The following is a 20,969-nucleotide window of genomic DNA, read 5'->3' on the forward strand; positions in this document are numbered from 1 at the left end:
TCCGTCGCCGGAGTGTTTCGCGAGACGTTCGCGGGCAGGCGGAGGCCGGCGCTTTCATCGGAACCGTAACGTGCGGGAATGGTGGAAGAGGTGAAAGCCATGGAGCTTCTTCGGAAACGTTGACGTTCCTATCAAGCATCCCCCTGGCCGCCAGGCCGGGTTCGGTTTGAGCCGTGCAAGCGTGAGAGCAATCTTGCGTGCAGAGAAGGCGAGGCAATCATCTGTAGGGACCGGAAGTCACGAGAGAACGCTGAAGGCCACGCGAATGCGGAGCCACCATTACTAAAACTATTTGAGGTTCCGCATTCGTGTGGACTCTCCGATATTTGAAAAGCCCCAGCAGAAGACTGCACGGGGCTCCGAAATGATGACCGGAATCCGGAAATCGATCCAGGCCGCAACTCGGCCCGCGCACGTTCCGTGACGCAGGCAGTCGAGTGCAGCTCAAAATCAATGCCGGAAATGCCGCATGCCGGTGAACACCATCGCCACGCCATGCGCATTGGCGGCCGCGATCACCTCGTCGTCGCGCATCGAGCCACCCGGCTGGATGACCGCCGTCGCACCAGCTGAAATCGCCGAAAGCAGACCGTCGGCAAACGGGAAGAACGCTTCCGAGGCCACGGCGGAACCCTTGGTCATCGGCTCCGCCCAACCCATCGCCTTGGCCGCTTCCTCAGCCTTCAACCCGGCGATACGGGCGGAATCGATGCGGCTCATCTGGCCGGCGCCGATGCCTGCTGTCTGGCCGTCCTTGGCATAAACGATGGCGTTAGACTTGACGTGTTTGGCAACCTTGTAGGCGAATTTCAGGTCTTCGAGCTCGGCAGCGGTCGGCGCGCGCTCGGTGACGACGCGGAGATCAATATCCTCGATCATGCCGTTGTCGCGGGTCTGGACGAGCAGGCCGCCGGCGACGGTCTTTGCCGTGATGCCGCGCGAGCGCGGGTCCGGCAGGCCGCCGGTGACGAGCAGGCGCAGGTTCTTCTTCGCCGCGATGATCTGCTGCGCCTCGTCGGTGACCTCAGGCGCGATGATGACTTCGGTGAACAGCTTGACGATCTCTTCCGCCGTCGCCGCATCGAGCAGTTGGTTGACGGCGATGATGCCGCCGAAGGCCGAGGTGGAATCGCAGGCGAGCGCCTTGAGATAGGCATCCTTCAGCGTCGAACCGGTCGCTACGCCGCAGGGGTTGGCGTGCTTGATGATCGCGCAGGCCGGGCCGCTCGTCTGCGGCGCGAACTCGCCGATCAGCTCGAAGGCGCCGTCCGTGTCGTTGATATTGTTGTAGGAGAGCTGCTTGCCCTGCAAAAGCACGGCGGTCGCGACACCCGGACGCTTTTCGCCGGTGACGTAGAAACCGGCGCTCTGATGCGGGTTTTCGCCGTAACGCATCTCTTCCTTCAGCACGCCGCCGATTGTGCGGTAGCGCGGGATTTCGATGTCGAGCGCTTCGGCAAACCAGTTGGAGATCGCCGTGTCATAGGCCGCCGTGCGGGCATAGGCCTTGGCCGCAAGCTTCTGGCGGAAGGCATAGGCCGTTTCGCCGTCGTTGGAACGCAGCGCCTCGATGACGGCCGGATAATCCGACGGGTCGGTGACGATGGTCACATAGGCGTGGTTCTTGGCCGAAGCGCGGATCATTGCCGGGCCGCCGATATCGATATTCTCGACCGTCGTCGGATAATCGCCACCGGCAGCGCGCACTTCCTCGAACGGATAGAGGTTGATGACGGCGAGATCGATGCCGGCGATGCCGTGTTCCTGCATCGCCGCGACATGGTCCGCATCGTCACGGATGGCGAGCAGGCCGCCATGCACGTTCGGATGCAGCGTCTTGACGCGGCCATCCATGATCTCCGGAAAACCGGTGACTTCCGAAACGTCGGTCACGGCAAGCCCGGCCGCCGCGATCGCCTTGTGGGTGCCGCCGGTGGACAGCAGCCTGACGCCCTGTTCCGACAGCGCCTTGGCAAGCTCGATAATGCCGGTCTTGTCGGAGACCGAAAGCAACGCAGTACGGATCTTGACGCGGTCGGGAGCGGGGATTTTTTTGGAAACGACGGCCATCGGTCTCTCTCTTCAAGACGCGCCCCGGACATGGACTAAGCTCGGGCGCCTATGGACATGCGCGCCGGTTAGCACAGCTTGGCGGAAGAGGAAACGGCATAGGCGGGAATTACTCCCCGCGGCGCATCATCCAGCGGATTTCGGTCATCTCGGGCGGGGAAAACTCGATGACGAGCTGCTGGCTCGGACGCACGCCAGAGACATCGGCGAAGAAGATATCCTCGTCGATCATCAGGCTGAGGCCGGGTGCCGCAAAGACCCAGGTCTCGCCATCCGGCGCCCGCATCGCAACACTTTCCTCGTCGCGTCGCGTCAGCATGATGGACGGATGAATGTGGAAACGAGCGATTGCCTGCAGCGCTTCTTCCGGAGGCTCTTCGCCTTCCGGCAGATAGAAGCGGTCATGCCCCTTGATCTTGTCGCCCTTGGCGTTCAGCCCGATCTCGCGTTCGTGCAGATAACCGAAATCGGCAACATAACCGTCGTGTTTGGCACGCAGCCAGTCATTGCCGTGCGCGTCGTCCCAGCGCTCGACTTCCACCTCCGAGACCGTATCCAGCATGATCGCGCCGGAAAGCTTCGAACGGGCAAAGCGACGTGACGAGGTTTCGTTGAGCGACAGCGTCGAATGGGCCGCAGTCGAGCGGGCGATCTGCCGATAGTTCTTGCTCGCAAATTTCGGCGTGCCGCAATTGACGATGAAGCGGTTGCGCCCGGCCGACATTTCGAAGGAGAGACAGCCCGCATGGGCGCTGCGCGAAAGATCGGTCGATTGCGGATTGCCGGTATCGACGATCAGCGTGGTGCCTTCAAACGACATCCGGTGGTAGTTCATATGCGGCAGCGCCTTGAACGGCTTGCCTGCCGTCTCATCATACCGCAGCACCGACATCAGTTCGCTGGCCGGCGTCGAACTTGCACCGTTGAACAGCGCCAGATCGCCGTCCTGATGCCGGAAGAAACGCAGGGCCGGATACATCCGGTCGATCGTCGGGATCAGCTTTTGCGGCAGGTCGTGGCCGAGATTGATATAGGTCTGGCGCAGCGGCAGGAGGTCGATCAGCAGATCGAGCACGGCGCGCGGATTGCGGGAGGAATGGCCGCCATCGGCGAGAATCTGCCGCTCCAGCTCTCGATCGAGCCGCAGTCCTTCGCGCCGCATATAGGCATTGCGTGTCGGCATCGAGATCGACGCCATGGCGAGCGCGATCCGAAGCTTCAGGAGTGTATCGCTTTCAGGCGTGGAGCCGGCAATCTTCCTGAGATACCGCACCTGATAGGCAAGGCTTTTCATGAAACGGCGATAGAAGCCGGCTTCCGCCCCCTGCAGCACGACGGTGGAATGGGAAAGCCAGGCGATCACCCGCTCGGCGGCGACATGCGCCTCCCAGGCAAGCCCTTTCGGCCGCCGGCCATGCAACTGGATCCAGTCGGCGACGATCTCGCGCACATGCGCGCACGTCTCTTCCGTCTTGTTGGTGCGGATGTGCCGGAGCCAGGCGAAGGAATGCAGCCGTTCCGCAAACGGTTTCGATGGCAACTCGACCGAAAACGGAGACTGGCCATAGGTTTCGAGAATGCGCCCGGCAAGCGGAAAGCGGCCCTCGAGTATTTCCTGGGCCACGAAGGGGTCAAGCGCTCTGAGATCGGTCGGCGCAACGATCAGGCGATCCGGCACCTGCAAGGCAAATGAAGTCACGGCAAGGCGAAACCCGGCGGTACGCCTGGAAAAGCGCCGCCAGATTTCCCGCAAGCCGAAGGACAAAAGCCTTCGGCGATCTGCGAGCCGCATTTTCACTTGGAATGTCTCCGCAAGGTATCGGTCAGTCTCCGCCCGTAAGGGGCGGAATCAATTTTAGATAATTCGAAATAATGTCCGGCTATGGTGAATAAAGCTTTACCGGCTACGCCCTGCTTATCGCAGGACGCGGATCACGCTCGCGAAGAAGCCATCCATGCCGCCCACAAATTTTTCATCACCCGGCAACATGGCCGGCGTGGTGCGGAATTCACCGAGCGGCGAAATTGCCACTTCAAGTCCCGGCCAATCTTTTGGATCGACGGGGACGCGTTCCAGACCGGGAATATCGGCCAGAACACGCGCCACCAGATCCTCCCCTTCGAAAGGATCCAGCGAGCAGTTGGAGAAAACGATAATGCCACCCGGTTTCACCAACGTGACGGCGTGGCGCAGCATTTTTTCCTGCAGGCCGGCGAGCTTGGCGATATCTTCCGGACCCTTGGTCCACAGCACGTCCGGATGCCGGCGCGTCGTACCGGTGGAAGAGCAGGGCGCATCGAGCAGAACACCGTCGAGCGGCTGTTCCGGCTTGAAATTGAAGAGGTCGCCGCCAATCAGCTCGGCTTCGAGACCCAACCGCGTCAGGTTTTCCTTCAGCCGCGCAAGACGGTTCGGAGACTGCTCGACTGCCGTGACCTTGGCACCGGCATGGATCAGCTGCGCCGTCTTGCCGCCGGGCGCGGCGCAGAGATCGGCAATCACTTTGTCCTTAAGGTCGCCGAAAAGCTGCGCCGGAATGGCGGCGGCGGCATCCTGCACCCACCAGGTGCCGTCTTCGAACCCTTCAAGCCCGGACACCGCACCTTCAAACGCGCTAAGCCGTACGCTGCCGGTCGGCAGAACCTTGCCGCCGAGCTTTTCCGCCCAGCCGGCCGCATCGGTCTTGACCGTCAGATCGATCGCCGGCGGCACGAGCTGCGCCTCGGCGATCCGCGCCGCGTCGTCGGCCCCATAGGCCGCAACCAGCCTCTCGCTAAACCAGGACGGCACGGGCGAGACGGACGCCGTGTGCGCCAACACGTCGTCCTTTTCCCGCACCAGCCGGCGCAGGACGGCATTCACCAGCTTGGCGAAACGACGGTTGCGCGGATCACGATTGGCCTGTTCGACCGCAAGATCGACGGCGGAATGCGACGGCACGTTCAAATGCAGGATCTGTGCGGCGGCGATGACCAGAACATGATGCAGCGCGCGGGCGCCTTCCGGCAGCGGTGTCTCAAGCAGCGAACCGATCGCCGCTTCCAGCCGTGTCAGATGACGGAGAGCCGTGGTGAGAATGGCACGCACCAGCGCCCGGTCGGCATCGCTCAGCGCCTTGTAGGCGGGGTTGCCGTGGGTGAGGTCCAGCATGCCGTCGAGCGAGATTTTCTTGTCGACGGCTGCGGCGAGAAGCTTGGCGGCCGTGGCGCGGACTTCGAGCCCGGGCTTATGGGCGGCCCCGCCGTCACGCGGCGGAGCGGATTTCATACGGTCCTTCGAGGGTCTGGAAGGCTTTTTATTGTTGTTGTCGTTCAAGTCTTTTCAACCAATCGGAGCTTCGCTGCCATTCAGGACCATGGCCCCTTGCGCGGTTCGTTCGTGCCGCGGCCCCAGGGCGAATTCGGATCAGCGTTGACGCCGGCATTCGGGACGGAGCGTGCGGTGCGCTGCGGTCTATCAGTCCTGAACCCGGCCGTCGAGGCGGAGTTGCCACGGAACTCATGTGCCATCTGCTGAAGTGCGGCGATGCGGTTCTCCGTGTTCGGGTGGGTGGAGAACAGATTGTCCATGCGCTCACCCGACAGCGGATTGATGATGAACATATGCGCCGTTGCCGGATTGCGCTCCGCCTCGTAGTTCGGGATCGCGTGCGCGGCACCGGCGATCTTGGCAAGCGCCGAAGCCAGCCAGATCGGATTGCCGCAGATTTCCGCGCCACGACGGTCGGCGGAATATTCGCGGGTACGGCTGATCGCCATCTGCACCAGCATCGCGGCGAACGGCGCGACGACCATCGCCACGATGACGCCAACAAAACCGAGCGGATTGCTGTTGTTCTCGCGATTGCCGCCGAAGAAAAAGGCAAAGTTGCCGAGCATGGAAATCGCACCGGCGAGCGTCGCCGTAATCGTCATGATCAGCGTGTCACGATTCTGCACATGCGCAAGCTCGTGCGCCATGACGCCCGCCACTTCCTCATGGGTCAGCTGCTGGAGAAGCCCGGTGGAAGCTGCAACGGCAGAGTTTTCGGGATTGCGGCCAGTCGCAAATGCGTTCGGCTGCGGATTGTCGTAGATATAGACCTTCGGCATCGGCAGGCCGGCATTGGCCGCCAGATCCCGGATCATGTTGTAGAATTCCGGCGCGGAGCGGGCGTCCACTTCCTGCGCGTGATAGGCCGACAGCACCATCTTGTCGGAATTCCAGTAGGAAAACAGGTTCATGCCGGCGGCGATCACCAGCGCGATCATCATGCCGGTCTTGCCGCCGATCAAAAAGCCGATGCTCATGAACAGAGCCGTCATGAAGGCCAGAAGCATGGCGGTGCGCATCACATTCATCGTCATCTCTCCCGTTGCCGATCTCGCGCCTGAAACCTTGAAGGGTTTAACAGCAGGAGCGAACGTCCTATGATGTGGTTTATTCAACCAGAATTTTCAATAAACCATCCGGTGATGGAAAAGATGCAGAACGCAGACAACGACAATAGCGAGACGGCAATGGAAGAAAGCACAGCAAAGAAGCCGCTGTCTCCGGCGGCACAGCGCGCCCTGAAGGAAGCCGAAGAACGGCGACAGGCGGCTGCCAAAACCGACATGCCGGAAGAATTCGGCGGCCGCGGTGGCGCCGATCCGGCCCGTTTCGGCGACTGGGAGATCAATGGGCGTGCGATCGATTTCTGACACGGGTTTGGTTTCAGCATATCTCCGCGCACATCTGCGGGGATATATAAGATAAAATTCCTATTGACTTCATCATAATATCGGAATTTATTCCTTTCATGATGAAGTCATCACTGATTCTAACTGTTATCTTTATGGCTGCATTCGCCGCCTCAGCTCAGGCACGCGAAGAAATTTCCGGGCCGGTTGCTGCGGAAATCCTTCGGGTTGTCGATGGCGATACGGTTCTGGTCGAAGCACAGCCTTGGCCGCAACAGAAGATGGAAGTCTATGTTCGCATCCGCGGCATCGATGCGCCGGAGTTGAAATCCAAATGCGCGCGTATTCGCGACGCTGGCCTCGATGCCCGGCACGCGCTGGAGGCCCTGACGGCAAATTCGCCGAAGATTCAGCTGACCCATATCACCGGCGACAAATATTATGGCCGGATCGTCGCGAATATAATCCTATCCGATGGCCGGAGCGCCGCTGATAATCTGCTGATGGCAGGTCTGGTACAGAGCTATGACGGTGGCCGCAAACCCCGTGAGGTCTGCGAACTCAATTGAGATTATCGCTGACCTTCGAGGATCGCATTGACGGTTTCCGAATTCGGCTCGAAATATTCGTCGAAATAGGCCCGGCCCTTGGTCTGGGCTTCGTCGAGCTGCGCCTTGGTCAGCATGGACGCAAGCTGCATCGCGTTTTTCAAGGCATTGTCGTCCATGATCGATGCGTGGGTGGCCGGATAAATCCACGCAAAGCCCTCGATGAGGCTCTTTTCGACGCCCTTGCCTTCGACATAAAGAAGCCCAAGCTCGTTCGAAGCGCGATAGTCCCCATGCTTGGCGGCGATCTCGTACCATTTCGCCGCTTCCGAATAATCGCGCTCGGTGCCGTCACCTTTGCGATAGACCTGGCCCAGACTGAACGCGGCGAGCGGACTGCCGCCTTCCGCGCCCTTGCGATAGGCGGCGATCGCCTTGGCCATATCGCGCGGCCCGGCCTTGCCCTCGGCATAGGCGACGCCGAGATTGTAATAGGCCTGCTCGTCACCCTTATCGGCCGAGGCCTGCAATTCCTTCATTGCCCGCGGATAATCGCCGCGCTGATAGGCGGCGATACCCTTTGCGGTATCCGACATGGCCTGCCCGCCGCCGCCCAGCGAGATGAGTGCCGAAAGAATGCCCATGCGCAAGATCCCTCTCATGCCGTTCGCTCCGACTGTTTCCATCACAGGTTATAGAGCGCGGAGAAACACAGCCCAGACCGCCAGGGCTGAAAAATGCGGCTGGGAGGCATGAAAAGAGCGGGACCTTGCCGGCCCCGCTCGGAGAAGAATTAGCCGGCTTTGTTCTGCCGGTTGGCGATCAGGTCATCGACGACCGCCGGATCGGCGAGCGTCGAGGTATCACCGAGCGAACCGAAATCGTCCTCGGCAATCTTGCGCAGGATGCGGCGCATGATCTTGCCGGAACGGGTCTTCGGCAGACCGGGGGCGAACTGAATCTTGTCCGGTGCCGCGATCGGGCCGATTTCCTGGCGAACGTGCTTGACCAGTTCCTGGCGCAGCGCATCGGTGCCTTCATGGCCGGACATCAGGGTAACGTAGCAATAGATGCCCTGACCCTTGATATTGTGCGGATAGCCGACGACGGCCGCTTCCGACACGAGATTGTGTGAGACCAGCGCCGATTCCACTTCCGCCGTGCCCAGCCGGTGGCCGGAGACGTTCAACACGTCGTCGACGCGGCCGGTGATCCAGTAATAACCGTCCTCGTCGCGACGGCAGCCGTCACCGGTGAAATATTTGCCCTTGTAGGTGGAGAAATACGCCTGGATGAAGCGCTCGTGATCGCCATAAAGCGTGCGCATCTGGCCCGGCCACGAATCGGCAATCACCAGATTGCCGTCGGCCGCGCCTTCCAGCACTTTGCCTTCGTTGTCGACCAGTTCCGGTATGACACCGAAGAACGGCTTGGTGGCAGAACCCGGCTTCAGGTCGGTGGCGCCCGGCAGCGGCGTGATCAGGTGGCCGCCGGTTTCCGTCTGCCACCAGGTGTCGACGATCGGGCACCGCTTGTCGCCGACCACGTTGTAATACCACTCCCAGGCTTCTGGGTTGATCGGCTCGCCGACCGTTCCGAGCAGGCGCAGGCTTGTCCGAGAGGAGCGCTTCACGAACTCGTCCCCGGCGCCCATCAGCGAACGGATCGCCGTCGGCGCGGTGTAGAAGATATTGACCTTGTGCTTGTCGATAATTTCCCAGAACCGGCCCTGGTCGGGGAAGTTCGGCACGCCTTCGAACATCAGAGAAGTGGCGCAGTTCGCCAGCGGCCCATAGACGATATAGGAATGGCCGGTGACCCAGCCGACATCCGCCGTACACCAGTAGATATCGCCGTCATGGTAATCGAACGTGTATTCGTGGGTCATCGCCGCGAAGACGAGATAACCGCCCGTCGTATGCAGCACGCCCTTCGGCTTGCCGGTCGAGCCGGACGTATAGAGGATGAACAGCGGGTCTTCCGCCTTCATCTTCACCGGCTCGCAATCGCCCTTCACGGTGGTGACTTCCTGGTGGTACCAGAGGTCGCGGCCCGGCGCCCAGCCGGTCTTGCCGCCGGTGCGGCGCACGACGAGCACCTTGTTGACCGTTACGTGATGGCGGGCAGCGATATGGATCGCGGTATCGGTATTTTCCTTCAGCGGCACCGGCTTGCCGCCGCGCACGCCCTCGTCGCAGGTGATCACGAAGGTCGACTGGCAGTCGACGATGCGGCCGGCCAGCGCTTCCGGCGAGAATCCGCCGAACACCACCGAATGCACCGCGCCGATGCGGGCGCAGGCGAGCATCGCATAAGCCGCTTCCGGGATCATCGGCATATAGATGGTGACGCGGTCGCCCTTCTTGACGCCGTGCTTCTTCAAGACGTTCGCCATGCGGCAGACTGCGTCGTAGAGCTGGTTATAGGTGATCTTCTTGTCGATGTAAGGGTTATCGCCTTCCCAGATCAGCGCAGTGCGCTCGCCATGGGTTTTCAAATGACGGTCGATACAGTTGTAGGAGACGTTGAGCAGTCCGTCCTCGAACCACTTGATCGAGACCTTGCCCTTGAAGGAGGTGTTCTTCACTTTCGTATAAGGCTTGAACCAGTCGAGACGCTTGCCGTGCTTGCCCCAGAACTTGTCCGGATCCTCGACGCTCTGCTCGTACCACTTCTCGTACTTGTCCTTGTCGATCAGGGCTTTCGCCTTGGCGGACTTGAGAACCGGATAAACCTTTTCGGACATGAATTCCTCCCGTGTAGCGCATCGACGATACCTCGAACCGCCAACGCCTTATGGTCCATACATAACAGTTGGAACAAGGGCGGCAATTAGACAAAGGGTAGACAATTGGCCTCATGCGTAAAGATTTGCATTTCGGTCGCAATTCGATTATAGGGCGGTAAATTCCCGGAAATTGTGGTTGATACCCACGCCCGCGACACCGGCGCGGACGGACAGAGGAACTATATCCATGGCCCAAACACTGCTCATGCCGAAGGCGACCGCTGTCTGGCTCGTCGACAATACCGCTCTTTCCTTCGAACAGATCGCGACTTTCTGCAGGCTGCATCCGCTGGAAGTGAAGGCGATTGCCGATGGCGAAGCGGCGCAGGGTATCAAGGGCCTCGATCCGATCGCCACCGGCCAGCTGTCGCGCGACGAAATCGGCCGCGGCGAAAAGGACGTGAACTACAAGCTGAAGATTTCCGAACCAAAGGTTCGCGTTCCGGAATCCAAGCGTCGTGGCCCGCGCTATACCCCGGTTTCCAAGCGCCAGGACCGTCCGAACGCCATTCTCTGGCTGGTTCGCAACCATCCGGAACTGAAGGACGCCCAGATTTCGCGTCTCGTCGGCACCACCAAGTCGACGATCGAGCAGATTCGCGAGCGCACCCACTGGAACTCCACCAACCTGACGCCGATGGACCCGGTGACGCTTGGCCTCTGCAGCCAGATCGATCTCGACCTCGAAGTGGAAAAGGCTTCCAAGGGCCGTCCGCTGCCGACCGCCGCCGAACTCGGCGCCTCGCTGCAGCCGGCAGCCGAAACCGAAAACCTCGGCTTTAGCTATCGCGAAGAGAAGGAAAAAGAGATCGACGCCGACGCCGTTTTCGCCAAGCTCTCCTCGCTCAAGTCGACGCGCAACGACGAAGACGAAGACGACAATTTCTGAGCCGTCTGATTTCAGGTCTGTTCAAAAACAAAACCCGCCGAGCGATCGGCGGGTTTTGTTTTGTGCGCTTTTCGACAGAAGAGGTCTGCCGGGCGGGAGAGACGTCCGGCGATATCCTTCAGGCCGCCAAGGCAGCGGTGAGCGGAATTTCGACATCGATCTCGAGGATCGAGACGTTTTCGTCACGGTCGAGCTTGACCGTCACCCGGTCGCTATCGACCTGCACGTGACGGGCAATGACGGCCAGAATTTCTTCACGAAGCACTGCGACCAGGTCCGTGCCGGCCGAGGCGCGCTCGTGTGCCAGAAGCACCTGCAGACGTTCGCGCGCCGCCGGCGCCGATCTCTGCTTGCGGAACAGACTGAAAATGCTCATGCGGCCTTCCTTCCGAAGATCTTGCCGAGAAAGCTGCGCTTCTCGCCAGGAACAGTGATCGGCACCGGTTCGCCGCAAAGACGACGGGCAGCATCGAAATAGGCCTGGGCAGGCGCGCTGCTCGCATCGGCAAGCGTTACCGGCGCGCCGATATTGGAAGCGCGCAGGACATCCATACTTTCCGGAATGATGCCGATCAGCGGGATCGACAGGATTTCCAGCACGTCGTCGACCTTCAGCATATCGCCACGCTCGGCGCGGTTGGGATCGTAGCGCGTTAACAGCAGGTGCTTTTCCATGCGCTCGCCGTTTTCCGCCTTGACGGTCTTAGAATCCAGCAGGCCGATAATGCGGTCGGAATCTCGCACCGAGGAAACTTCCGGATTGGTGACGACGACGGCGACATCCGCATGGCGCATCGCCAGCGTTGCGCCGCTTTCGATGCCGGCCGGGCTGTCGCAGATGACCCAGTCGAAGACGCGGCGCAGTTCGGAGATGACCCGCTCGACGCCCTCAGGGGTGAGGTTGTCCTTGTCGCGGGTCTGGGATGCCGGCAGCAGGAACAGCGTTTCCAGCCGCTTGTCGCGGATCAGCGCCTGGCTGAGTTTGGCTTCGCCCTGAATGACGTTGATCAGGTCGTAAACGACCCGACGTTCGGCACCCATGACCAGGTCGAGATTGCGCAGCCCGACGTCGAAATCGACGACGACAACTCGCTCGCCCTTTGAGGCCAGTGCCGCTCCAAGTGCGGCGGTGGAGGTCGTCTTGCCGACACCGCCCTTGCCAGAAGTCACAACTATGACTTTCCCCATGTTCTTCTCTCCTGTTTAGGCCGATTTCAGCTCAGATAAGGGTTTCTGCCATGATGGTATCGTTCTCCAGCCAGAGCTGGACGGACTTTCCACGCAGGCCGGGCGCCATGTCCTCGGCCATCTTGTAGACGCCGTCGATCGCCAGAAGCTCGGCTTCCATCTTGCGGCAGAAAATGCGTGCATTGATATTGCCGATCGAACCGGCCATCGCCCGGCCGCGCAGCGTGCCGTAGATATGGACCGATCCACCTGCGATGACTTCGGCACCTGAAGCAACCGAACCGATGACGGTCACGTCGCCTTCCGGAAAGATCACCGACTGGCCGGAACGGATCGGCTCGCGAATGACGAGCGACTGCAGGACTTGGCGTGGTTCGGGCTCGGCCGGCTGGGTTTCAGCCGGCATGTTGCGAATTTCGATGATCGGTTCCTTAGCGACCGCGTCGCCCGAAACCGGCTTGCCGCCCTTCAGTGCCGGCGGCATGCCGGGGCCAAGCAGCGACGGACGCGCGCCCTCGATTCCCATGATCGCGACGTTGCGCTCGACGAAAGCCGCCAGAAGCTCCTTCAGGTCGGTCTTGCAGATTTCGAGATCGGTAACGTCGAGCACGACGGGGCGGCCGAGGAAAAAACCGGCCGACCGGGAGGCAAGATCATCGAGACGGGCCAGCCAGTCATCGAGCGGCAGGTCCGGAGACAGGACGACCGCCAGAAAAGAGCGGCCCTTGATGCGGATAGAGCGAGCGTCTGTTAGCACTTTGGTCATCTGCGTTAAGAAATCGTTGACCAAGGTTTAGCGCCGACATGGTTAACAAATAGTTAATATCGGCACCCGATTTCTTAACATCCGCTAACATTTTCCGGATGTAAGAACTCCGGCCTATGGCCGGAGTTTTTGAAGTGCTTAAGGTATGCCGGTTATCCGAGATTAGGGTGGATTTTGATCAGAATTTCACGGAAGCCGTTTGCTCCTCATCCGCCTTCCGACACCTTCTCCCCGTACCGACGGGGAAAAGGGAAGCAAGCCGCACCGGCGTCTCCGATCTCAACGCCCAAGCAGGGCACGTTCCCTCTCCCCGTCAGAACGGAGAGAGGGCTAGGGTGAGGGGCTGCCCATCAACGATTTCGTACCCGAATCATTCCCCTCAAGCACTCTGTTTCAACCCATCCCGCGCATATCCGTTCGCCTTCAAAATCGCAGTAATCTCATCCAAGATCGCCGGATCGTCGATCGTTGCCGGCATCTTCCATGGCATGTCGTCGGCGATCTTCTGCATCGTCCCGCGCAGGATTTTTCCTGACCGCGTCTTCGGCAGCCGATTGACCACCATCACCGTCTTGAACGCGGCAACCGGGCCGATCTCGGTACGCACCAGTTCCGCTACCTCCCGAGCGATATCCGCCGTTTCCCGTGAAACATGGTTCTTCAGCACCATAAAGCCGCAGGGGATTTGCCCTTTGGTTGCGTCGTGCACGCCGATGACGGCGCATTCGGCGACATCCGGGTGCTTGGCGCACACCTCCTCCATCGCCCCCGTCGAGAGACGGTGGCCGGCGCAGTTGATGATGTCGTCGGTGCGGGCCATGACGAAGACATAACCGTCCTCATCCACGATCCCGGCATCCGCCGTCTTGTAATAACCCGGAAACTCGTCGAGGCAGGCCTCGCGGAAGCGTTGGTCGGCATTCCAGAAGCTGACGAGGCAACCGGGCGGAAGGGGCAGCTTGATGACGATATTGCCGAGCGTGCCGCGCGGCACCGGCTGTCCGGAATCGTCCAATACATCGATCGTATAACCCGGCATCGGCCGCGTCGGTGAGCCGTGTTTAACCGGCATCAGCCCAAGCCCGACGGTATTGGCCGCCACCGGCCAGCCGGTCTCCGTCTGCCACCAATGGTCGATGACGGGCACTTTCAGCTTCTGCTCCGCCCATTTCAGCGTTTCCGAATCAGCTCTCTCCCCAGCCAGAAACAGCGCGCGCATTCCTCGCAGATCGTGTTTCTCGACCAGCTTGCCTTCAGGATCGTCGCGCCGGATCGCCCGGAAGGCCGTTGGCGCGGTGAACAGCACTTTCACGTCATGATCGCGAACCACCCGCCAGAACGTACCGGCATCTGGCGTGCCGACCGGCTTGCCTTCGAAGATCACGCTCGTATTGCCGGTCAAGAGCGGCGCGTAGACGATATAGGAATGGCCGACCACCCAACCGATATCCGACGCTGTCCAGAACACTTCGCCAGGCTTTATGCCGAAAATGTTGAACATGCTCCAGGCGAGCGACACCATATGCCCGCCATTGTCGCGCACCACGCCCTTCGGCTGGCCGGTCGTGCCGGATGTGTAGAGGATATAGAGCGGATCGGTGGCTTTCACCGGCACGCATTCCACCGCGATGCCGCGCGCCTTGTCGACGGTCTCGGCAAAATCCAGATCGCCCCGCTCCGGCCGCAACTCGGCCGCTAGCTGGAATCGCTGGAGGATTAGGGAATGCTTCGGCTTCACCCGCGCAAGCTCGATCGCCTGATCGAGCAGCGGCTTGTAAGCCACCACCCTGCCCGGCTCCAGGCCACAGCTTGCGGAAATAACCAGTTTCGCTTCCGAATCGTTCAGCCGCGCTGCCAGTTCCTGCGCCGCAAACCCGCCGAACACGACCGAATGCACGGCCCCAAGCCTTGCACAGGCCAGCATCGAGAAGATCGCTTCCGGCACCATTGGCATATAGATGACGACGCGGTCACCTTTCTCGATGCCGAGATTTCGCAGCGCTGCGGCAATCGCCGTCACTTCGGTAAGCACCTCCGAATAGGTGAAAACCGTCACCTTGCCGGTCATCGCGCTGTCGTGAATGAAGGCACGGCGATCACCAAGCCCTGCCGCCACCTGCCGGTCGAGGCAATTATAGCAGGTGTTCGTTTCTCCACCGGTGAACCAGCGGCCATAGACGCCCTGCTCCGGATCGAAAATCGCCTCCGGCTGCTTGAACCAGTCGATCGCCGTGGCAGCATCCCGCCAGAACGCTTCAGGGTCTCTCTGCCAGCCTTCGTAAACCTCGAAATAGCGGCTCTGCATCTGTACCTCCCGTTACATCGCACTGCCTGGATCGAAGAGATCTAGGGTACGCGGGAGGGACGGGAAAGCCCGACCAAAGCGGTAAACCGCAACCCGGATAAAAAACCCATTCAGCGACGAAATGAGGTTTGGCGCCTTTACGGAGGTTGACGCTCCCCCCGGTCTCACAATACGGATCGACATCTGCAATTTGCGGCGCCCCTACGCGCCTTATCGATGGCAATCGACTACCGCATTCTGAACGGCCCGGGCAGCAGCCGCAGCTTCGATTTCATTCCCAGCATGCACGGCCAACACCGTCATGACCGTGGAGGACCCGACTCATTCCACATACACGAGGAAGCTTTTCTTTTCCTCGAAGGAATTGTCGCCGAAGTTTTCCCGGATTGGCATACGGGGTATCACCATTGGGGTCTTTCTTCGTTCTCGCGGGAAATATGGTTCGACATACTTTCAGGGTTTCCCGAACTTCGGAGCGATATCCGCAGCAATATGCGCTACGAAAAGATCGTTCGAAAATACGTCCCGATTCCAGCGCTTCTGCCGCGCCGGCTCAAATTTCACCGAAAGGCGTTGCTACGGTTTCTTGATGAATTTGAGGAGCGTGTCAGGAACAGCCTAGAACGCTACTCTTATATGCTCATATCAGGGGTCTGACGCGGTCGATCGAAACTATCTCGCTCCGAAAATCGCCGAGCCCACCCGCACGCTGGTCGCGCCGAATTCCACCGCCGTTTCGAAATCACCGGACATGCCCATCGAAAGCTTTTCCACGCCGCATTCTCTGGCGAGCTTGGCGAGCAGCGCGAAATGCGGTCCCGGATTTTCTTCCGCCGGCGGAATGCACATGAGGCCCTCAATCGCCAAGCCAAGCTCGTTGCGGCAAAGTTCGACGAACTTCAACGTCTCCTTCGGCTCGATGCCCGCCTTCTGCGGCTCGAGCCCGGTATTCACCTGCACATAAAGCCTCGGCGCCCTGCCCTGCTTCTCCATCTCGTCCGCAAGCGCCCGCGCAATCTTTTCCCGATCCACCGTCTCGATGACGTCGAACAGGGCGACCGCTTCCGCGGACTTGTTGGACTGCAGCGGCCCGATCAGGTGCAGCTCGATGCCCGGCGTCTCCGCCTTCAATTCCGGCCATTTTCCCTGGCTTTCCTGCACCCGGTTTTCACCGAAGACCCGCTGACCGGCGGCGATCACCGGCCGGATATCGTCAGCTTCGAACGTCTTGGACACGGCGACCAATGTAGCGGATCCCGCAGGCCGTTTCGCAATGCGTTCCGCCTTGGCAATCCGGTCCTTCACTTGAGCCAGCCGTTCTTCGACACTCATGATCGCCATCCTGTTTCTCGGGCCTGTTTCCTGAGACCTGTTTCTTGAGAGTTGAGCGATTAACCCTCATATAAGCGTCTGCCAAGGTCTTTCGCCCTTGGCCGCCCATCAAAGTTTGACCTTGCCCAAAGCCCGTAAAACTTGACGCTCGCAGGCTTTCATGGTGAAGGTCACCCCGAATTCTTTATCCTGATTTTTCCGGAATATCATCGAAATGGCGACTGAACGTTACAACCCGCGCGATGCCGAGCCCCGTTGGCAGCAGAAGTGGAACGAGGCCAAGGTTTTCGAAACCGACAATGGCGACCCGCGCGAGAAATATTACGTCCTCGAGATGTTCCCCTATCCGTCGGGCCGCATCCATATGGGCCACGTGCGCAACTATGCGATGGGCGACGTCGTTGCTCGCTACAAGCGTGCCCGCGGTTTCAATGTTCTCCACCCAATGGGCTGGGACGCCTTCGGCATGCCGGCTGAAAACGCCGCGCGGGACAACAAGACCCATCCGAAGACCTGGACCTACCAGAACATCGAATCGATGAAGAAGCAGCTGAAGGCCATGGGCCTGTCGCTGGACTGGTCCCGTGAATTCGCCACCTGCGACCCCGAATATTACCAGCAGCAGCAGCACCTCTTCCTCGACATGATGGAAAAGGGCCTGGTCTATCGCAAGCAGTCGAAGGTGAACTGGGACCCGGTCGATCAGACGGTTCTGGCCAACGAGCAGGTTATCGACGGCCGCGGCTGGCGTTCCGGCGCGCTGGTGGAACAGCGCGAACTGGTGCAGTGGTTCTTCAAGATCACCGATTTCAGCCAGGACCTGCTGGACGAACTCGACCATCTGGACCAATGGCCGGAAAAGGTCCGGCTGATGCAGAAGAACTGGATCGGCCGCTCGGAAGGCCTGACCGTCCGCTGGGAGATCGTCGGTTCGACCGCGCCCGCCGGCGAGACCGAGGTGACCGTCTACACGACCCGACCTGACACCCTGTTCGGCGCCTCCTTCCTGGCGATCGCCGCCGACCATCCGCTTGCCAAGGCGGTGGCTGAAAAGAATCCGGCTATCCATGACTTCGCCGAGGAATGCCGGCACCAGGGCACATCTCTGGCAGCGCTGGAGACCGCCGAGAAGAAGGGCATGGACACCGGCATCCGCGTCAAGCACCCGCTCGATCCGTCTTGGGAACTGCCGGTCTATATCGCCAATTTCGTGCTGATGGACTACGGCACGGGCGCCATTTTCGGCTGCCCGTCGGGTGACCAGCGCGACCTGGATTTCGCGCGCAGGTATGACTTGCCGGTCGTTCCGGTCGTCATGCCGAAGGATGGCGATGCAGCGACTTTCGCGGTTGGCGACACGGCCTATGTCGATGACGGCGTGATGATCAACTCGCGCTTCCTGGACGGCAAGACGACGGACGAGGCTTTTGCGGTCGTTGCCGATAAGCTGTCCAGCACGATGATCGGCAACATGCCGCAGGGCGAGCGCAAGGTGAACTTCCGCCTGCGCGACTGGGGCGTTTCCCGCCAACGCTACTGGGGCTGCCCGATCCCGGTCATCCATTGCGACGACTGCGGCGTGGTGCCGGTGCCGAAGGCCGACCTGCCGGTCAAGCTGCCGGACGACGTTACCTTCGACCTGCCCGGCAACCCGCTGGACCGTCACGCGACCTGGCGCCACGTGTCTTGCCCGAACTGCGGCAAGGATGCCCGTCGCGAGACGGACACGATGGATACGTTCGTCGATTCGAGCTGGTATTTCACCCGCTTCACTGCACCGTGGGAAAAGAACCCGACCGATCCGGCTGTCGCCAATCGCTGGCTGCCCGTCGATCAGTATATCGGTGGCATCGAGCATGCGATCCTGCACCTGCTCTATTCCCGCTTCTTCACCCGCGCCATGCGCGAAACCGGCCATGTTAACGTCAAGGAGCCCTTCAAGGGCCTCTTCACCCAGGGCATGGTCGTGCATGAAACCTATCGCCGCGGCTCCGGCCCGAACGGCGAATGGGTCACTCCGGCCGATATCAGGATCGAGGAAATCAACGGCAAGCGCCGCGCCACGATGCTCAACGGCGGCGAGGAAGTGACGATCGGCTCGATCGAAAAGATGTCGAAGTCGAAAAAGAACGTTGTCGATCCGGACGATATCATCGCCTCCTATGGTGCCGATACCGCCCGCTTCTTCGTTCTGTCCGACAGCCCGCCGGATCGCGACGTCATCTGGTCGGAAGCCGGCGTCGAAGGCGCGCACCGCTTCACCCAGCGCCTGTGGCGCCTGATCTCGGAAGCCGCCGACAACCTGAAGGCCGTTGCTCCGGCGCCGGCTAAGGATGGCGATGCATTGGCGATCTCGCAGCTCGCCCACAAGACGTTGAAGGCCGTTCAGGGCGACTTGGACAAGCTGTCCTTCAACAAGGCCGTTGCCCGCATCTACGAACTGGTGAACGCGATTGCCGCCCCGCTGACCGACGTTGCTGCTGGCAAGGGGGATACTGCCTATCGTGCCGCCGTGCGCAACGCGGCCGAAATCCTCATCCAGATCGTCGCGCCGATGACGCCGCATCTGGCCGAGGAATGCTGGACAGTGCTCGGCAATGACGACATGGTCGCTCATGCAGCCTGGCCGACATTCGACGACGCGCTCACCGTCGAGAACGATGTCACACTGCCGGTGCAAATCAACGGCAAGAAGCGCGCCGAATTGACAATCGCCCGCGACGCGGATCAAAGTGCCGTCGAAGCTGCGGTTCTGGCGCTGGATGCGGTCAAGGCGGCTCTTGAAGGCAAGGCGCCGAAGAAGATCATCGTCGTCCCACAGAGGATCGTGAACATTGTCGTCTGATCGCACTCTTCGCCGTATCGGCCTGTTTTCCGGCCTGGCTTTGCTCGCCATCGTCTCGGGCTGCCAGGTGCGGCCGCTCTATTCGGAATCGGCCGGTACCGGCGAGCGTCTGGCATCGGTCAGCTTCTCGCAGCCCAAGGATCGCGTCGATCAGGTCATCCGCAATCACCTGGTCTTCCTGACCTCCGGCGGTGCGGGTGAATCGACGCATCCCGCCTATGAGGTGAAGCTTGCAGCCACCAGCACGGCCTCCAGCGTCATTGACGACGAGGACGACGATAACGTCTCCCCGAGTGGCGTGCCTGTCCCGGGCCGCGTACAGGTCGAGGCAACCTATTCCATCACCCGCCTGAGCGACGGCCAGGTGATCAAGTCCGGCAAGCGCGACGTGGTCTCGCTGATCGACGTGTCACGCCAGGGCTTTGCCAAGGTGCGCGCCATCCGCGACGCGGAAAACCGTGCGTCCCGTGAGCTTGCAGAATTCCTCCGCGCCGAGATCGCAATCGTGCTGGCGCGCGAACCCCAGCCGCAGACGGTATGGCAGAAATAAAATCTCACGAGTTCGACCGCTTCGCTGAGAAGGGCGCCGATCTCTACAAGATCTTCGTGATTTACGGGCCCGACCGCGGGCTCGTATCCGAGCGCGCCTCCCTGCTTGCCAAAAAGACGGGCGTCTCTCCGGACGATCCTTTCTCCATGCTGAAGCTCGATATTTCCGACCTTCATGGCGATCCCGGCCGGCTTCTGGACGAAGTCAATTCCCTCGGCCTTTTCGGCGGCTCTAAACTCGTCTGGCTGCGGGGCGCGGCGAACGAAAAATATTTGCTCGACGCCATACAGATGCTGGCGGACGGACCGGCGCCGGAAAATATTCTGATTGTCGAGGCCGGCGACCTGAAGAAGGGCGCGGGTTTGCGCAAGGTCGCGGAGCCGGCGCGGACGATTGCGGTCATTCCTTGTTATGCGGATGACGTGAAAGCGCTGAACAGCCTGATCGACACGGAACTTGGCGCCGAAAATCTCAGAATAAGTTCCGACGCCCGGCAAAGGCTGCTGGAACTGCTGGGCGGCGATCGCGTCGCATCGCGCAACGAGATCCGAAAGCTGGCGCTGTATTGCCGAGGGCAGGGGACCGTCGAAGAAGCGCATGTGGATGAGATCATCGGCGACGCCAGCAGCGTTTCGGCCGACGAGGCTGTCGATGCCATTTTGAGCGGAGATCTGCCTGGCCTCAATCGCGCGCTGCAGAAGGTCGTATCGTCCAAGACGCCGGTTTTCCTGGTGCTGCAGTCCTGCCTGAAGCAATTCCAGCTCCTCGACGTAATGCGCTCGGAAATGGACGACAAAAAACTGCAGCCGGGCCAGGTCATGATGACGCTCGGGCGGCATATCCATTTCAAGCGCAAGCCGATCATCGAGAGAGCTCTGCGCACATGGAATGCGCCTGCAATCGCCCGTGAAACCGAACGCCTGCAGGCCGCAGTATTGATGTCGCGCCAGCGACAGGTTCTCGAACCGAGCATCGCGCTACATACGCTGATGGCGATAACACTACAATCAAGCCGTTGATTTTAAA

At 60.6% G+C, this 20,969-nt stretch carries 18 protein-coding genes; 7 read left to right on the plus strand and 11 right to left on the minus strand.

The genetic code is table 11. The features are described from left to right. Positions 1-450 precede the first annotated feature (450 nt). From purH to htpX, 4 genes are all read right to left on the minus strand, one after another. Entirely contained in the window at positions 451-2,070 is a 1,620-nt protein-coding gene (gene purH / locus KX729_RS24005; RefSeq protein ID WP_219745010.1) for a bifunctional phosphoribosylaminoimidazolecarboxamide formyltransferase/IMP cyclohydrolase, read from the minus strand. 109 nt (positions 2,071-2,179) lie between these two features. Further along, positions 2,180-3,862: a heparinase II/III family protein gene (locus KX729_RS24010; RefSeq protein ID WP_219745100.1), complete on the minus strand. Its 1,683-nt coding sequence runs from the start codon at positions 3,860-3,862 to the stop codon at positions 2,180-2,182. A gap of 123 nt (positions 3,863-3,985) precedes the next feature. Beyond that, positions 3,986-5,338, minus strand: a complete 1,353-nt coding sequence (locus tag KX729_RS24015) for an RsmB/NOP family class I SAM-dependent RNA methyltransferase (RefSeq protein ID WP_219745011.1) — start codon at positions 5,336-5,338, stop codon at positions 3,986-3,988. A gap of 80 nt (positions 5,339-5,418) precedes the next feature. Then, complete coding sequence (htpX, locus tag KX729_RS24020; protein ID WP_219745012.1) at positions 5,419-6,411, minus strand: zinc metalloprotease HtpX; 993 nt, start codon at positions 6,409-6,411, stop codon at positions 5,419-5,421. 123 nt (positions 6,412-6,534) lie between these two features. Here htpX and KX729_RS24025 point away from each other — a divergent pair, with 123 nt between their 5' ends. Both KX729_RS24025 and KX729_RS24030 read left to right on the plus strand, forming a co-directional pair. After that, the gene (locus KX729_RS24025) at positions 6,535-6,753 is read left to right on the plus strand and encodes a DUF1674 domain-containing protein (RefSeq protein ID WP_219745013.1); all 219 of its coding nucleotides are present in this window, start codon (positions 6,535-6,537) and stop codon (positions 6,751-6,753) included. A 134-nt stretch (positions 6,754-6,887) separates the two neighbouring features. Beyond that, a complete protein-coding gene (locus KX729_RS24030; protein WP_246617808.1) occupies positions 6,888-7,301 on the plus strand; it encodes a thermonuclease family protein in 414 nt (137 codons plus the stop codon). A gap of 2 nt (positions 7,302-7,303) precedes the next feature. On the opposite strand, the gene KX729_RS24035 is transcribed toward KX729_RS24030, so the two are convergent. Beyond that, positions 7,304-7,942 carry a tetratricopeptide repeat protein gene (locus KX729_RS24035; RefSeq protein WP_219745015.1) on the minus strand — a complete coding sequence of 213 codons (639 nt, stop codon included), beginning with the start codon at positions 7,940-7,942 and terminating at the stop codon, positions 7,304-7,306. Between the two features lie 131 nt (positions 7,943-8,073). Beyond that, the gene (gene acs, locus KX729_RS24040; protein ID WP_219745016.1) at positions 8,074-10,026 is read right to left on the minus strand and encodes an acetate--CoA ligase; all 1,953 of its coding nucleotides are present in this window, start codon (positions 10,024-10,026) and stop codon (positions 8,074-8,076) included. A 229-nt stretch (positions 10,027-10,255) separates the two neighbouring features. Between acs and KX729_RS24045 the strand changes: the two genes are divergently transcribed. Continuing rightward, positions 10,256-10,957, plus strand: coding sequence for a DUF1013 domain-containing protein (locus KX729_RS24045; RefSeq protein WP_219745017.1), 702 nt, complete (start codon positions 10,256-10,258; stop codon positions 10,955-10,957). Between the two features lie 118 nt (positions 10,958-11,075). Here KX729_RS24045 and minE read toward each other — a convergent pair whose 3' ends face one another. The 4 genes from minE to KX729_RS24065 form a co-directional block, all read right to left on the minus strand. Beyond that, positions 11,076-11,333, minus strand: coding sequence for a cell division topological specificity factor MinE (gene minE, locus KX729_RS24050; RefSeq protein ID WP_219745018.1), 258 nt, complete (start codon positions 11,331-11,333; stop codon positions 11,076-11,078). Beyond that, positions 11,330-12,145 (minus strand): septum site-determining protein MinD, encoded by an 816-nt coding sequence (gene minD, locus KX729_RS24055; RefSeq protein WP_219745019.1) that lies wholly within the window; start codon positions 12,143-12,145, stop codon positions 11,330-11,332. The genes minE and minD overlap by 4 nt, the downstream gene beginning before the upstream one ends. A gap of 31 nt (positions 12,146-12,176) precedes the next feature. Then, the gene (gene minC, locus KX729_RS24060; protein WP_219745020.1) at positions 12,177-12,911 is read right to left on the minus strand and encodes a septum site-determining protein MinC; all 735 of its coding nucleotides are present in this window, start codon (positions 12,909-12,911) and stop codon (positions 12,177-12,179) included. Between the two features lie 379 nt (positions 12,912-13,290). Then, positions 13,291-15,216 carry a propionyl-CoA synthetase gene (locus tag KX729_RS24065; RefSeq protein ID WP_219745021.1) on the minus strand — a complete coding sequence of 642 codons (1,926 nt, stop codon included), beginning with the start codon at positions 15,214-15,216 and terminating at the stop codon, positions 13,291-13,293. 216 nt (positions 15,217-15,432) lie between these two features. On the opposite strand from KX729_RS24065, the gene KX729_RS24070 reads away from it, so the two are divergent. Continuing rightward, on the plus strand, positions 15,433-15,873 hold the full coding sequence (locus KX729_RS24070) for a hypothetical protein (protein ID WP_219745022.1): 441 nt from the start codon (positions 15,433-15,435) through the stop codon (positions 15,871-15,873). Between the two features lie 15 nt (positions 15,874-15,888). Here KX729_RS24070 and KX729_RS24075 read toward each other — a convergent pair whose 3' ends face one another. Further along, entirely contained in the window at positions 15,889-16,548 is a 660-nt protein-coding gene (locus KX729_RS24075; RefSeq protein ID WP_219745023.1) for a YggS family pyridoxal phosphate-dependent enzyme, read from the minus strand. A 214-nt stretch (positions 16,549-16,762) separates the two neighbouring features. On the opposite strand from KX729_RS24075, the gene leuS reads away from it, so the two are divergent. Genes leuS through holA form a run of 3 tightly spaced genes read left to right on the plus strand, consistent with a single transcriptional unit; the run spans position 16,763 to position 20,962 of the window. After that, positions 16,763-19,393 carry a leucine--tRNA ligase gene (gene leuS, locus KX729_RS24080; protein ID WP_219745024.1) on the plus strand — a complete coding sequence of 877 codons (2,631 nt, stop codon included), beginning with the start codon at positions 16,763-16,765 and terminating at the stop codon, positions 19,391-19,393. Then, the gene (locus KX729_RS24085) at positions 19,383-19,943 is read left to right on the plus strand and encodes a hypothetical protein (protein WP_219745025.1); all 561 of its coding nucleotides are present in this window, start codon (positions 19,383-19,385) and stop codon (positions 19,941-19,943) included. Before leuS ends, KX729_RS24085 begins: the two co-directional genes overlap by 11 nt. After that, positions 19,931-20,962, plus strand: coding sequence for a DNA polymerase III subunit delta (gene holA / locus KX729_RS24090; RefSeq protein WP_219745026.1), 1,032 nt, complete (start codon positions 19,931-19,933; stop codon positions 20,960-20,962). The genes KX729_RS24085 and holA overlap by 13 nt, the downstream gene beginning before the upstream one ends. Positions 20,963-20,969: the final 7 nt, after the last annotated feature.

Origin of the sequence: Neorhizobium populisoli, from assembly GCF_019430945.1 — a bacterium.
In the GTDB taxonomy this organism is placed as follows: domain Bacteria; phylum Pseudomonadota; class Alphaproteobacteria; order Rhizobiales; family Rhizobiaceae; genus Neorhizobium; species Neorhizobium populisoli.